The sequence below is a fragment of the Segatella hominis genome, assembly GCF_019249725.2.
In the GTDB taxonomy this organism is placed as follows: Bacteria; Bacteroidota; Bacteroidia; order Bacteroidales; family Bacteroidaceae; genus Prevotella.
Genome location: NZ_CP137559.1, coordinates 167,501 through 180,958, shown reverse-complemented (window position 1 = coordinate 180,958; position 13,458 = coordinate 167,501). Strand labels below are relative to the sequence as shown.

Genomic DNA, 13,458 nt, shown 5'->3' with positions numbered 1-13,458 from the left:
TCCTGCCAGTTTTCGATTATCACATATTGATGATGCCCTATTCTTTTCGCCATCCTTCTGTACTTTTCTAACAATCAAATTATTATGCAAGAGTATGTCTCTATCGAGGATATTAGACAGGCGTATATCGACTGCTGCAAGCATAAGACTTCGACCGACGATTGTGTAAGCTATCAGGCAGAGGCGATAATCAACAACTATCAGCTGTACGTAGACCTTAACCGGCTGACTTACGAGATAGGTCCAAGCAAGGCTTTCTGCGTGACTCGTCCCAAGTTAAGGGAGGTGTTCTGTGCCCAGTTTCGTGACAGAGTCGTGCATCATCTTCTTTCATTGAAGTTTGGAGATATTCTTGAGGGCGAATTGACCGATAGCGCATTTGCTTACAGGCAAGGTAAGGGTGTTCTTTATGGTGTCGAGCAGGTTAAGGCCCAGATGGAACGGGTGAGCGAAGGTTATACTCAGGAGGCTTGGGTCCTCAAATGCGACCTTCAGGGCTTCTTTATGAGTATCGACAGAAAAATGCTATATGACAAACTGGAACGGCTGATTAGGGTGAAGTATCGTGGTAAGGATATCGAGTGGTGGCTATGGCTGTGGAAGATAGTGGTGTTGCATGATCCAACAAAGAACTGCGTCAAGGTCGGCAACTTGAAGTTATTCGATATACTGCCCAAAAATAAGTCGCTGTTCACATGTGGCAAGGATAAAGGCCTTCCTATCGGAAACCTTCCGAGCCAACTGCTTGCCAATTTGCTGTTGTCCGATTTCGACAAGATGATGGTCTCGGCGGTAGGTGCGGACGGTGGATATGGCAGATATGTGGACGACTTCATCGTCATCAGTAGGGATAGAAGACTGCTTCATCACATCCTGCAAGAGGGCAGAGTATATCTGAGAGACGAATTAGGATTGACGCTACATCCTCGCAAAATCTCCTTGCAGAGAGTAAGCAATGGCGTTCGATTCATCGGCACGATGATAAGACCTCACAGACTTGTTCCCAACAGACAGACAGTAGAACGACTGTATGCTGTGATAGACGAACTCGGGATGGTCGAAAATCCTACAAGGCAGGTCTTGAAACGATACGTCGGGCGCATCAATAGTCTGATGGGACTGCTTGCCTATTGTGACAGCTATCACATAAGGCGCAAAGCCTGGATGATGATGCCACACAAAGACAGACTCTATTGTAAGAATATGAAGGTTATCAAGATTATGAATAAATTTAAGGTTTAATTATAAAAATGTCGATTATGAAGATTAATTTTATCAAGACAATTATCCCGGAAGCAGCTTTCAAAAAGCAATATGAGCTTGGAAGCTTGATGATTTATCATATCGGGGAAGCGCTTAATAAGGAATTAGGCGCATACGAATGTTATGAGTGTTCTATGGCAGTTTCTTCCTTTGATGAGGAAGAAGTAAAAAATGCTTTTGACGAATACATTCAAGGCATCGAGAAAATCAAGTTGCAACAAGCCAAACAAGATAAGCTGCAGGAGATAGACACCTACGACCTGTCTTCGGCTGTCAACGGCTTTATGCTGAACGGACTGCTTGTTTGGCTCGACAAGGCAACACGTGTGGGACTGATGAACTCAACCACTATCGCCAAGGCAGCAGGTCAGGAAACGACAACTCTTTGGCTCGGAGGGCTGAAGCTGGTGGTGGATTGTGACAAGGCTATTCAGCTATTGTCGGCACTTGAAATGTATGCCCTTGAGTGCTTTAATGTCACGGCAAGTCATAAGGCAGCTGTGAATGAGCTGACAACCGTTGAAGAGGTGGAGACTTACGACTACAAGGCAGGCTACCCTAAGATGCTTGAGATGAGTGTATAAGACTATTTTATTGATGTCGATAAAATGGCGTGTAGGCCTCCCTCCCTGCCAAGTCTATGGGTTGCGTAAGCCTGCATATTCGTTTAATTTTCTAAAATTCTAAAGATTATGTATGTATTAAGTATTATTTCCTTCCTGCTGTTGGCAGGATTTCTTCTTCTCGCAGCAATGCGGTTCGGTGTTCCTGCGATGGTAAGCGATGTGTATTACCAGTTGCAGGGATGCACGGGTAGCGAGGTAATTGGTGATAAACGTAAGCAAAACTATGGCTGGGTATTTACCGCTGTAATGGCGGCGAGTGCGATACTGATGCTCATTCCTTTGCTCGACTCGGGTAAGGGTATTCAGTTTCTTGCGTTCCTCGGATGCGCAGGACTGATGTTTGTAGGTTTTGTGCCTCGCTACCTTGATAGTGCGGAGCATATCATTCATAAAACGGCAGCTATCACAGCAGCTATCGGGTGCGTGGGATGGTGCGCAAGCGTAAACCTTATTCCTACCCTGTTGTTAGCTATTGCGGTGCTGATCTTCTATTTCCCTCCAGCTAAAAAGCCAAAGGTTATTATAGGTTATTACTGGGCAGAGGTAGCCGGATTCTTGGATATGTACTTAACTTACTGGATATGCGTATGTTGAAAAGAATAGTCACACTTAACAAGCGAGACTGGATTGGTCTTGCTTGTTGGCTGCTTATCAGTATATTGGTAGGTCTGCTTGCTTTGCCGATAATGGTAGGTAGAGAGATATACCAATATAAGCACTACCATCTGGCAAGGTTTGAATGGGAAGATATTGTGAGGTATTCTGTAGTGATAGTACTCGGTAGCATTGTAAACTACTTTATATTTTTTTGGGTGATTTTTTGTATTTTTGTTTTTGAATCCATTCGCGTATCTTTGCAGTAATTTTAAAAAAAAGAATATGCAGAAAAATACAAAAGAATGGATACAATACGGCTCGGCAGTGGTCGTGTTGATTTTCGCAATAGTGCTGGTATATATCAGCTATTTCACGTCGAAGACGCAAGATGTGACCGACAACGTGCTCTGGTACTTCGCGCAATCACTCATGTACGCTGGCAGCATCTTCGGTGTCGCCATCGCCATCGACGCCAAGTTTGAAAACATCAAAAACAAATTTCTAAATCACAATAGAGATGAGAAAGATTAAACGCATTTTCGTGCATTGCACAGCTGGCTCGCAACGTCAGAGCATCGAGGATCTCAAGGCTGAATTTCGTCTGAAGGGTTGGAAATATCCTGGTTATCATTACGTGGTCGACATCAATGGTGGCATCCATCAGCTTCTCGCCATAGAGCTGGTCAGCAACGGAGTGCAGGGCTATAACTCCTCTGCCATCAACGTTGCCTATATGGGTGGCATCGACAGCCACGGCAAACCTATCGACAACCGCACGCCCGAGCAGAAGGATGCTCTCGTCTTGCTGCTTCATAGACTGAAGCAACAATTCCCTGATGCAAAGATCATGGGCCACCGTGACATTTGGGGGACAGACTGCAAGAAGTGGAAGAAATGGTGCCCATGCTTCAACGCTATAGACGAATATAAAGACTTATGATTATGAAGGATATTAAACTCAACATCATCAAGGTTCTCTCCGTGCTTTTTGTCATCACCTTGGTTGCCCTTCTGGCAAGCATTGCCGAGAGTCACCAGTTGCAGAGCAACCTCGACCGGCAAACCTCAAATGTGGGTGCGCTCACCTACGACATCAAGTACGACAAACTGGATGACTCTCTGCCTGTAGCGCAAAACGCCGCCCTGCAAGCTAAGGTCTCTGAGCTGGAACAACTGCGCCTCACCGACACCAAGCTTATTAAGGCATTAAAGGTGAAACTAAAGGATGTGCAATCACAACACACCCTGTCAGCAGAAACCGCCGACACGGTTATCATCGCCCCAGTTCCCGGTACTGCCGATTCAGTTTTCGCATACAAGGATAAATGGCTCTCGCTCCATATCGATATCCCTAAGCGGGAGTGCCAGTATGTAGCCTACGACAGCCTCACTACCATCGTGAGCCGCACCTACAAGCATCGTTTCCTCTGGTGGCGGTGGGGCACCAAGGGCTACGAGGTGCGCATCGTGAGTTTCAACCCTCACTCTCGCATCAAATACTCCAGGTATATAGAGGTCGAAAAATGAAAGATTTAACATAAAAAACTTGCTTATTTCAAATATTATTATTAAATTTGCAACAAAGATAATAGTAAAGATTGGAATTATGTTTGAGATTTTGATTATATCGGCGATATTGGCTTATGCTACACTCGGCATTGGCCATGCTCTGAGCAAGATGGGAAGTCATTCTTGCTCATCCTCAAGCAACTACGATGATGATCATGAAGAGCCGATTCCGCTTCTTTCTCCTCACAACTCCGTGAGCGAAATCACTGAAAAGGATGGACGCTTTTATATCACCATTGAAAACTCTATTACAGGAGAGAGAAGAACTATAAACAATAGATTCAAAAAATATCTATGTTGGGATGCGCATGATGTGGCATTTGAATTTGCAGTCAACGAACGAGAAAAATATCATACATGCTAAATACGAGGCCGTAAAGCAAACGGTCTCGTATTTTTATTATATTATCATTGATTGTATCTTTGCCTTAAATTTAATTTTTAAAGTTTTATGGCAACATCAACCGATACCCACATTAGCAGAGTTATCCTTGACACTAAAGAAGCCAAGGATAGACTGAATGACTTAGAGAAAAAACTTAAAGAGCTTAAAAAGGCAAGAGACGAAGCATACGCTAAAGGTGAGTCGACTACGGCTTTGGAAAGACAAATAAAAAGAATAGAAGCCGAAGCAAATAATTATAGGACAACCCAAGATAAAGTCAACAAAACTCTTAAGAACCTTTCTTCTGCCTCATACAAAGAACTACAAATTATTGCCAAGGCTCTCAATAAAGAATTGAGAAGTGGTGCTATAAAGCGCAACTCTGAAGAATGGAAACGCCTGCAACAACAGCTAAAGAGTGTCAAGCGAGAAATGGCCGCCATCAACAATGAGTCCAAAGAACATGTTGGCTTGTGGGGTAAGTTCGTCAACGCCCTCAATACTAATTGGGGTGCAGTTTCCCAGATTATCGCAGCATATGCAGGTCTCTCTATGACCTTGCGCAAGTGCGCCCAAGCATACGCCGACATGGAAGAGTCAATGGCAGACGTGCGCAAATATACAGGTCAGACCGATGAACAAGTTCACCAGATGAATGAGGACTTTAAGCGCATGGATACTCGTACCGCTCGCAAACAACTCAACGAGTTGGCAGGCTCTGCAGGTCGCCTTGGTATCACCAGTAAAGAGATGATTGAGGAATTTGTGGATGGTGCAGATAAAATCAACGTAGCTCTCGGCGATGATCTTGGCGAGGGGGCGGTTGATAAGATTGGCAAGTTGGCACAGATGTTTGGCGAGGATAAAACCAAGGGATTGCGCGGCGCAATGCTCGCCACCGGTTCAGCGATTAACGAACTTGCCCAGAACTCATCAGCCAACGCTGGTTATATCGTCGATTTCACCGCCGATCTCTCGGGCGTCGGCATTCAGGCAGGTATGACTCAAGCGCAGCTCATGGGTCTCGCCTCTGCCCTTGATCAAAATATGCAAGAGGAGGCAACTTCCGCCACCGTCTTCGCACAGCTCATCACCAAGATGTATCAGGAGCCAGCTAAGTTCGCAAAGATAGCAGGCATTGAGGTGAAGAAGTTTTCTAATCTCATGAAGACCAATGCCAACGAGGGCTTGATGAAGTTCTTGCAAGCCATGAAGTCAAAGGGAGGTTTCGCTGAGATGGCTCCGATGTTCGAGGAAATGCAACTCAATGGTACTCGTGCCGTGGGAGTTCTCTCTGCCGTAGCTTCCCATCTCGACCAAGTGAAGACTGCGCAAGACCTCGCTAACCAATCGTATGCTGCTGGTACCAGCGTGTTAAATGAGTTTAATGTCCAGAACAATACCGTCCAAGCAGACCTCGACAAGGCCAAGAAACGTTTTCAGGACCTTACCATCGAACTCGGTGAGAAACTCATTCCCGTCACCCGATATGCCATATCGACCATGAGCGTAGGCATCCGTGTGTTATCAACTTTGATAACTTTCACGATTACGCATGCAAAAGAGTTGACGGTCCTAGCCACTGCCATTGCCGTTTGCACTACGCTATGGAAAGCGCAGACTGTCATCCTCAAACTCCAAGCTGCAAGGTTAGCCGTTGTTACAGCCTTAGAAAAAGGCTATCATGCCACCATTTTGCTGCTGAGGAGTGCGCTGGTTGCCCTGCAGGCCACATGGGCTTTGCTTACAAAAGGCGTGCAAGGCTACATCGCCGTCATGAGAACAGCCAAACTTGCCAGTCTTACCAATCCTTGGGCGGCTCTTGCTACGGTTCTTACAGTTGTCGGTGTCGCAATCTATGGTTGTTTTAAATCCATCAGCAGCTACAACAAGGCTCTGCATGACAACCTTCAATCCGTCAAGAATGCAAAGGCTGTCGCTGAGTCGCAGGCAAATCTGGCTAAGAAAGTATCAGATGCCACACTCGACGAGCGCAACAAAATTGATATGCTCAACAAGGTCATACACTCCAATGTCTATACTGTGGATGAGCGCAGACAGGCTATCGCCAATATGCAAAAGCTCGTGCCAGAATATCACGCCTCTATCTCCAAGGAAGGCAAACTCTACAATGACAACCAAATAGCCATCCAAAACTACATCAGAGAATTGGAAAATGCTGCGATGGCAGAGGCTATCTATGAGCGTAAAGTGGAAATCAACAAGAAAAGACTCGACCTCAAACAAAAGGAGAGTCGCATCAGAGGTTCTCTAAAAGCTGTGTATGCTGAACGCCAAGCTCACCCTAAGCGGTACCAGTCGCAAGTCGTAACTGCTACATACGGTATGGGCGGTACTGTCACTTACGAACGAAATGAAAATTTGATGAAGAGCAACCAACAAAAGCAGATACACCAAAATCGTCTCAAAGAGAATCTTAGCCAACAAAAAACTCTTGATGCCGAGGACAAGTTCTTAGATACCGAGATCAAAAAGAACACCAAGCTCCAACAACAATATAAAAAGGTGGAGAAAAAGAATATGCAAGTGACCGCCAACACAGGATCCGGCACGCCCATATCTTCCACCCATACCATGACCGAGAAGGAGCGCAAGGCTGCCGAGAAAGCCAAGAAAAAGCAGGAGGCAGAGGCTCGCAAGGCTGCAGCCAAGCGAAAGGCTGATCTCAAAAAGGAACTTGATGATGCCAAGAAATCAAACCAAGCGGAGCAGTTAGAGGCTACCACCCTCTACTCTACTGGGCAGATTCGCCTCGCCGAATACAACGACCGCATGGCGCAGATCAAAGAGCAAGGTCTGCAACAGCGCATGGACATCCTCAAAAAGTATGGCGAGGCTGAGAGCGAGGAATACAAACGATTAAATGCCGAGAAAGAGAAAATCGCAGCCGACTACGAGAAAAAGCAGACATCTGATCTCGAAACTATCGAGACCAACAGGCAGACCGCCGAAATGAATATCCGTGCCAACTACTACAACAAAAAGTCCGACATCTACCATGACGAAGAAGCTCTCAATGAAGCTCTCTTCCTGCTCGATCAGAACTATCTCGACGAGAAACAAGAGCTTTATCTGTCATCATCCGATGAGTACTGGCAAATCGAGAAGGAGCGTGAGCGCAGCCAGCTTCAGCATCAATACGAGCGTCAGGAGCAATACGACAAAACTCTCATGCAGCTCAAACAAGAGTATCTCAAAATGGGAAACGAGGAGCAAATGATGTTAGAACTGAGAGGCCTTGACGAGGTTCACAAGGCAGGTCTTGTCAGCGAAGAAGAATATCAACGCATGAAGATGGGCATCGCTAATAAGTACGCATCATACAAGCCTTCAGTCGATGATCAGCGCAAGGATGATGCCAATACTGCCCTCGATACGGCTCGCAAAATGAGTAAGCCACAAGATGATTATAGCAACATGTCGAGCGACAATATAGGTTCTGTTATCGGTGGCGCTATGTCTGTTGTAAAACAGCAGAAGATGGTCAACGACAATCTGGACAAGCTTCGTGCTGAAGACAAAATCAGCGAGCAAGCCTACCAGGATGCCAAGAAGCAGATGAACAAAGAGACCTACAGCACCATCCTCTCCGTGGCATCCGCAGCCTTCAGTAGCATGTCGGGTATGATGTCAGCTGCGTCCGCCTACTCGCAAGCTTGCTCTGATCTCGAAGTCGCCAAGATAGAGAAAAATTACGATAAACAAATCAATGCCGCCGGCAACAACTCTGCAAAGAAAAAGAAATTAGAGGAGAAGCGAGACAAAGAGATTGCCAAAGCGAAGACAAAAGCAAACAAAAAGGCGATGGTCATGGAGCTCGCGCAAGCCATGGCCCAGACTGCTACTGGTGCCATCTCCGCCTACTCGTCAACTATGGCTGGAGCTCCATACCCAGCCAACCTGGTGCTCGCTCCAATCTCAGCAGGCATCGCTCTCGCAGCTGGTATGCTACAGGTGGCAACCATTAAAAAGCAACATCAGGCAGAGGCGGCAGGCTACTATGAAGGAGGTTTCACTGGTCCTGGCAGCTGGAAGAAAGAGGCAGGCGTGGTCCATGCCGGCGAGTTCGTAGCTAACCATAACGCAGTCAACAATCCTCAATTGCTTCCTGCCCTGAAACTCATCGATGCTGCGCAGCGTAACAACACCGTCGCCTCTCTCACCGCACAAGACGTGAGCCGTGCCATGGGTGGTGGAGGTGCTGCCGTGGTCGCTCCTGTGGTAAACGTGTCGACAGACAACGAGCAAGTTACTGCAGCCCTCGATGGTGTGAGTGCAACCATCGACCTACTCAACCAGCAGCTCAACGATGGCATACAAGCTGAGGTGGTTATCACGGGGCGCAATGGCTTCGCCAGAAAATGGAAAGATTATAACAAGATGTTAGACAACAAATAGCTTATGATTACATGTATTATCAATGGCATGGCTGCTTATCCTGCAGCCAGCCAATCCATCAAGATAACATACGCCAACCAATACGTCACCGACGATGGTGAATACTCCTATGATATCACCTTCCCGATGTCCATCATGAATAATCGCAGGGTTTTTGGAAATGTCAGCAGATTCGACGTATCAAAGAATACCAAAAAGTATGACGACTGTAAACTGTACGTTAGCGGTCGGCTCGTCCTTTCCGGTGTAGGAACTATTATTAGTGTAACAGAGTCGGATATCAAACTGCAGATTGTTGGAGGTAAATCAAGAATTAAATTCAACAGTAAACTTGAAAGCCATTTTATTGACGAAATGAATCTCGGAGAAGCGGTTGCTCCAGGAATAAAAAAGTACTATAAGGAGGGCTGGAATAAGTTCGGCCTTACTATACTTAACAATTCATACCACGTCAACATGACGAATTTGGCAAATAATATTGTCGGAGTTAAAGGAAAATATACTTTCGTGCCAGTATGGGACGAGACAAACGACTGCGCTGCTAATTTCTATTATCCCACAACAAGCAACAGCATGACTGCATTATACAAGGCAGCCGTACAGCCAAATCTAATCTATATCCTTCACAGAGTCCTGGAACTCGAAGGATATAAAATCATAAAAGATGAATACGACGTATATCCGTGGAACACCCTATACATTGCGTCTGCCTTCAAGACCCTGCAGTTCAGTAAATGTCTTCCACACTGGAGCGCATACACTTTTATCGAGGAATTCCGGAAACTATTTAATGCTAGTATCGTCTTTGACGAAATTAAAAAGGAAGTCGGTATATATCAGTCTTCAGAGATATTATCATCTGCTGCAGTAATGTATGAGGCTATAGATGAATACTCTGTTGATTACGACGAAGACGGATCACTGAGTACTACGGAAACGTCAAATCTGGAATATAATCTCGGAGATTCCGCTAACAGAAAAGAGTATGAGGTTATCTCGCAGAAAGTCCTCAAGTCTTTCAAAATCGTAGAATTGGCACCAGAGGCTGACGTTACCGGTTGGACACGCAGATGGTCAGATAAGGAGAAACGAACTACGATCATTAAGCAAGACGGAGTATATAAAATCTACATGAACGATAACGGCAAGGAATCATGGGTAAAATGCGGTTTCTGGTCTCCGCTTGTCAGAGACAAAGATAGCGACTCTTCTATTACCATAAATATCTCTCCTGCAGCAGAAATCATATCGAGGGTTAGAGTCGGTGAGATTATAAAAATGAGTACTTCCTTTAGGGATTCAATAGATAGAGATAGACCTTTCCTGTCCGTGACAAATGATAAAGAAGCTTCTGCCGAAGCATCAAAAGAAGACGAAAACGGAGAAGAATACTACAGCGTGCAGGATGCTATCGATAGCGAATCTGTGCTCGATGAACAAGAGGCTGAGAACGAGTGTATGAGTGTGTTTTTCTATGTCGGATTCTATAACGATCAGTCCGCTAACGACCTTGATTTATACAGTCGTTTCCTTTGGCCAACATTTGTTACGGATCATAATATCAATAGCAACTATCATATTTCTAAGGATATGAATGAGGATGATCTTACTCTATCATTATGCGCTGGCGGGAGATATAGTATTCATAAGTTGCAGAACACGAAAACCATTGATACTCGAAATTGTATAGAAATAAAATTTAGGGCCAATGGAATTCCTGATCCGTCTAACATATACATATTCCGAAATAAAAAATATATATGTGAAAAGATTGAAACGGAAATTAAAGATGATTCCATCGACCCTGTGCACGTAGGCTATTTCTACATGATGGCATAGTTTCAATCGAGGAGACTATAAACTTCCCTTGAAGTGCTTGGTCTCCTCGTTTACTTTCATCTGGTTCTTGATATATCGGTTTGTCACGGATATGTCAGAGTGGCGTGCCTGTTCCTTGGCAACAACGATGCCCTGTGCGTTCGCCAAGTCCCTGATGCCCGTATCCTTCAGGCTGTAAAACTGGTACTCCTTGGGAAATCCCAAGGCTGTGCGCATCTTACCCCATTCTACTCTCAACTGGTTGTATGCCGCACGAGTATCCCCAGGTTTCAAGCTTTTACCGAAGATATAATTCTGGCTTGGATGCTCAAATATCTTCAGCTCAATCATGAGCTTCAGTATCTCATCATTCAAGGCAACAAGTCCATCTTTCCTGTTTTTGCTGATGGAAGAACTGATGAAGACGGTCTGGTCCTTGATGGATACATCGCCAATCTTTATCTGCGTCAACTCATTCGGACGAATGAATGTGTAATATTCAAAAAGGCAAGCCAAAAGAAAATGTTTATTGTGATCATACAAGTATTCCTTCAGCCTTCTCAGCGCCCCGTCGGAGAGAGGATCTCTGAACTTCTCCGTCTGAGCTATGTTGCGAATGTCGATAGCAGGATTCTCCGTGATATACTTTCTGTCCATCAACCAGGTACCGAAGGATACAAACCAGGAGCGATAGTTATTCCTGGTCGTAGCAGAGACATCACGATCATACATCAGATGGTCAAGGAAGTCGATAACAAAGGATCGGTCTAACTGATAGGCATATTTGATGCCCTTGCATTCCTCGATAAATGTCTCGAGCATCTTGACACGACTGAGATAGTCGATAGAGGTCTTTTCCTTCATCGACTTTTTGTCAGTCATAGCCTTAACATAATCACGGTATCTACCGATGATAATAGGTATTTCCGTGAATTGGCGAGACTTGTCAACGTTCACCCAAGGATTCCATCCTGCCGTCAATTTAGCTGTGATATTGTAGATAAGCAAACTGCCCATCATGCGCTTTTTCTGGTCTGTCTTAAACTTGTTAAGCATGTACTTCTTGCGCTTCATTCGTCCCGATACTGGGTCGTGGGCATAAAAGTCAACATACCAGTTGCTCCCCTTGGTATGCATCACTGGAAGCGTGAATCCTAACATTTCACGCGAACTCAAAAAATCAATTTCCTTTGCAGTCATTTTTTTTCATTGCCCGTTTTACTGGTCAATGATATTCAACAATCTAAATCTCGTTACCGTCCTATCTCTAAAACGGCAAATCGGATAAGATGTTGTTTACCAACTTCTTACCCGATATTAGTTGCGGCGGCAGGACTCGAACATGCGACCTCCAGGTTATGAGCCTGGCGAGCTACCAACTGCTCCACACCGCGATATAACATTCATTTCTGAATTGCGAGTGCAAAGGTACTACTTTTTTTTGATCTAACCAAATAAAAATATCAAAATATCAATATTTTAACTGCTTTTAACCTTTTCCTTGATTATATTAGCATAAAAATAGAAATTTCATATAAAATAAGTGATAAAATGATAGAATGACCTTGATATTAAAGAAGATCATAAAAAAAATCCGATCTGTCAGAAGCAAATCGGATCATATCAAAAAACTAATTACTTTTTCAAAAGTTTCATGACTTTCTCAAAATAGCGTTGCGTTCTCTTCACATTATAATGATTACCACCATTCCAAGCGCGAATTGCACGTTCTATACTATTAAGAGGATTGTAAGCTGATTGCAAAAGCAGAAACATTTCCTTAGACTTTGAAATACTAAATCTATCAGATAGTTTATAGCGCTTCTTGCTATTCTTTTTTTTAAGAATATTATTGCATTCAGCAACACAGATAGGAGTAATTTGCATAACTCCTACAGAGGAACCACTTTTTGCGTATCGGTTACCTCCACTCTCTACCTGAATTATCGCCTCCATCACTGGATTCCAATCAAATTCATTAGAGGATGCATTTTCAATTGAATTTGTTTCAGCCGACGCAGAAACTACTTTTAATGTCAGCATAAAAATGCTAACTAATACCATAGTTATTCTCTTCATATTAATTATTTTATGGAACCTGAAAAGCTGAACTACAACATCAGTGATTTCGCGATGACAACTTATGAGAAAAAGAACGGTTGTCAGTCTCAGTTCCGTTAGATACCTTAACGGACAGTTATCTCAAAATATCGAAAAAACTATCCTTATTCTTATCGTTTGCAAAGGTACAAAAAAAAACTCAAATATGCAAGTAATCTATTGATTATCAGCACTATTTTATAATTAAGAAACACTTTTAAACACATTAGATTGACGAATATCAACTAATTCAGCAAAGTTTTTAAACCCAGTTGCAGATATAGGAATAAAACAAACTATGAAGTAAAATAAAGATTCATACATAAAAGAATGATATCAAGAAACAGAAGAAAAAGAAAAGAGAGCAAGGAAACAACGTAATCTTAAAGACAAAACACAAAAAGGTGAAAGAAGAAAACTAAAGAAATTTTTCATAAAATTTGGAGAAAAATAATCTGCGAGAATAATCTGTGAAATCTATCCCAGACCGACAGGTCTAAAATCTACGAAATAAAGAAATGACAGGAAAAAGAAGAAATGACAGGAAAAAGAAGAAAATCAGAGAAAATCCGTGAAATCTGTGGGACTAAAATAATCAATGAAAAAAATCTGCGTCATCTGCGAAATCTGCGTGACAAAAACAATAGAAGCTCATTTCGGACGCAAGCCATTGGCCAGCGG

The 13,458-nt window shown here is 43.7% G+C and carries 12 protein-coding genes and 1 tRNA gene; 9 read left to right on the top strand and 4 right to left on the bottom strand.

The window, feature by feature from the left end:
• The first annotated feature begins 84 nt into the window (after positions 1–84).
• The 3 genes from KUA50_RS00795 (at position 85) to KUA50_RS00785 (ending at position 2,483) form a co-directional block, all read left to right on the top strand.
• Positions 85–1,242 (top strand): RNA-directed DNA polymerase, encoded by a 1,158-nt coding sequence (locus tag KUA50_RS00795; protein ID WP_218458201.1) that lies wholly within the window; start codon positions 85–87, stop codon positions 1,240–1,242.
• A 17-nt stretch (positions 1,243–1,259) separates the two neighbouring features.
• A complete protein-coding gene (locus KUA50_RS00790; RefSeq protein WP_318346055.1) occupies positions 1,260–1,847 on the top strand; it encodes a DUF4376 domain-containing protein in 588 nt (195 codons plus the stop codon).
• Positions 1,848–1,955: 108 nt separating this feature from the next.
• A complete protein-coding gene (locus tag KUA50_RS00785) occupies positions 1,956–2,483 on the top strand; it encodes a hypothetical protein (protein ID WP_218458203.1) in 528 nt (175 codons plus the stop codon).
• Here the strand turns inward: KUA50_RS00785 and KUA50_RS00780 are convergent.
• Positions 2,462–2,614, bottom strand: a complete 153-nt coding sequence (locus KUA50_RS00780) for a hypothetical protein (RefSeq protein WP_218458204.1) — start codon at positions 2,612–2,614, stop codon at positions 2,462–2,464. The two genes, KUA50_RS00785 and KUA50_RS00780, sit on opposite strands and share 22 nt — an antisense overlap.
• Positions 2,615–2,768: 154 nt before the next feature.
• Here KUA50_RS00780 and KUA50_RS00775 point away from each other — a divergent pair, with 154 nt between their 5' ends.
• The 6 genes from KUA50_RS00775 (at position 2,769) to KUA50_RS00750 (ending at position 10,698) form a co-directional block, all read left to right on the top strand.
• Entirely contained in the window at positions 2,769–3,017 is a 249-nt protein-coding gene (locus KUA50_RS00775) for a hypothetical protein (RefSeq protein ID WP_218458205.1), read from the top strand.
• Entirely contained in the window at positions 3,004–3,426 is a 423-nt protein-coding gene (locus KUA50_RS00770; RefSeq protein WP_218458206.1) for an N-acetylmuramoyl-L-alanine amidase, read from the top strand. The genes KUA50_RS00775 and KUA50_RS00770 overlap by 14 nt, the downstream gene beginning before the upstream one ends.
• A gap of 2 nt (positions 3,427–3,428) precedes the next feature.
• Positions 3,429–4,013 carry a DUF6549 family protein gene (locus KUA50_RS00765; protein WP_218458207.1) on the top strand — a complete coding sequence of 195 codons (585 nt, stop codon included), beginning with the start codon at positions 3,429–3,431 and terminating at the stop codon, positions 4,011–4,013.
• Positions 4,014–4,092: 79 nt separating this feature from the next.
• Entirely contained in the window at positions 4,093–4,419 is a 327-nt protein-coding gene (locus tag KUA50_RS00760; RefSeq protein WP_218458208.1) for a hypothetical protein, read from the top strand.
• A gap of 87 nt (positions 4,420–4,506) precedes the next feature.
• Positions 4,507–8,859, top strand: a complete 4,353-nt coding sequence (locus tag KUA50_RS00755; RefSeq protein WP_218458209.1) for a phage tail tape measure protein — start codon at positions 4,507–4,509, stop codon at positions 8,857–8,859.
• A 3-nt stretch (positions 8,860–8,862) separates the two neighbouring features.
• Positions 8,863–10,698 (top strand): hypothetical protein, encoded by a 1,836-nt coding sequence (locus tag KUA50_RS00750; RefSeq protein WP_218458210.1) that lies wholly within the window; start codon positions 8,863–8,865, stop codon positions 10,696–10,698.
• Positions 10,699–10,713: 15 nt separating this feature from the next.
• On the opposite strand, the gene KUA50_RS00745 is transcribed toward KUA50_RS00750, so the two are convergent.
• From KUA50_RS00745 to KUA50_RS00735, 3 genes are all read right to left on the bottom strand, one after another.
• Positions 10,714–11,877 (bottom strand): tyrosine-type recombinase/integrase, encoded by a 1,164-nt coding sequence (locus tag KUA50_RS00745; protein WP_118119428.1) that lies wholly within the window; start codon positions 11,875–11,877, stop codon positions 10,714–10,716.
• A gap of 121 nt (positions 11,878–11,998) precedes the next feature.
• Positions 11,999–12,071 (bottom strand) — tRNA-Met (locus tag KUA50_RS00740).
• A 241-nt stretch (positions 12,072–12,312) separates the two neighbouring features.
• Positions 12,313–12,756, bottom strand: a complete 444-nt coding sequence (locus tag KUA50_RS00735; protein ID WP_218458211.1) for a lytic transglycosylase domain-containing protein — start codon at positions 12,754–12,756, stop codon at positions 12,313–12,315.
• Between the last annotated feature and the right edge of the window lie 702 nt (positions 12,757–13,458).

What these genes read in the sequence shown, in the direction of transcription:
- KUA50_RS00750 (WP_218458210.1), top strand. Translation starts at nt 8,863, where the DNA reads ATGATTACATGTATTATCAATGGCATGGCTGCTTATCCTGCAGCCAGC.
- KUA50_RS00775 (WP_218458205.1), top strand. Translation starts at nt 2,769, where the DNA reads ATGCAGAAAAATACAAAAGAATGGATACAATACGGCTCGGCAGTGGTC.
- KUA50_RS00745 (WP_118119428.1), bottom strand. Translation starts at nt 11,877, where the DNA reads ATGACTGCAAAGGAAATTGATTTTTTGAGTTCGCGTGAAATGTTAGGA.
- KUA50_RS00780 (WP_218458204.1), bottom strand. Translation starts at nt 2,614, where the DNA reads ATGGTAGTGCTTATATTGGTATATCTCTCTACCTACCATTATCGGCAA.
- KUA50_RS00785 (WP_218458203.1), top strand. Translation starts at nt 1,956, where the DNA reads ATGTATGTATTAAGTATTATTTCCTTCCTGCTGTTGGCAGGATTTCTT.
- KUA50_RS00795 (WP_218458201.1), top strand. Translation starts at nt 85, where the DNA reads ATGCAAGAGTATGTCTCTATCGAGGATATTAGACAGGCGTATATCGAC.
- KUA50_RS00755 (WP_218458209.1), top strand. Translation starts at nt 4,507, where the DNA reads ATGGCAACATCAACCGATACCCACATTAGCAGAGTTATCCTTGACACT.
- KUA50_RS00770 (WP_218458206.1), top strand. Translation starts at nt 3,004, where the DNA reads ATGAGAAAGATTAAACGCATTTTCGTGCATTGCACAGCTGGCTCGCAA.
- KUA50_RS00790 (WP_318346055.1), top strand. Translation starts at nt 1,260, where the DNA reads ATGAAGATTAATTTTATCAAGACAATTATCCCGGAAGCAGCTTTCAAA.
- KUA50_RS00765 (WP_218458207.1), top strand. Translation starts at nt 3,429, where the DNA reads ATGAAGGATATTAAACTCAACATCATCAAGGTTCTCTCCGTGCTTTTT.
- KUA50_RS00760 (WP_218458208.1), top strand. Translation starts at nt 4,093, where the DNA reads ATGTTTGAGATTTTGATTATATCGGCGATATTGGCTTATGCTACACTC.
- KUA50_RS00735 (WP_218458211.1), bottom strand. Translation starts at nt 12,756, where the DNA reads ATGAAGAGAATAACTATGGTATTAGTTAGCATTTTTATGCTGACATTA.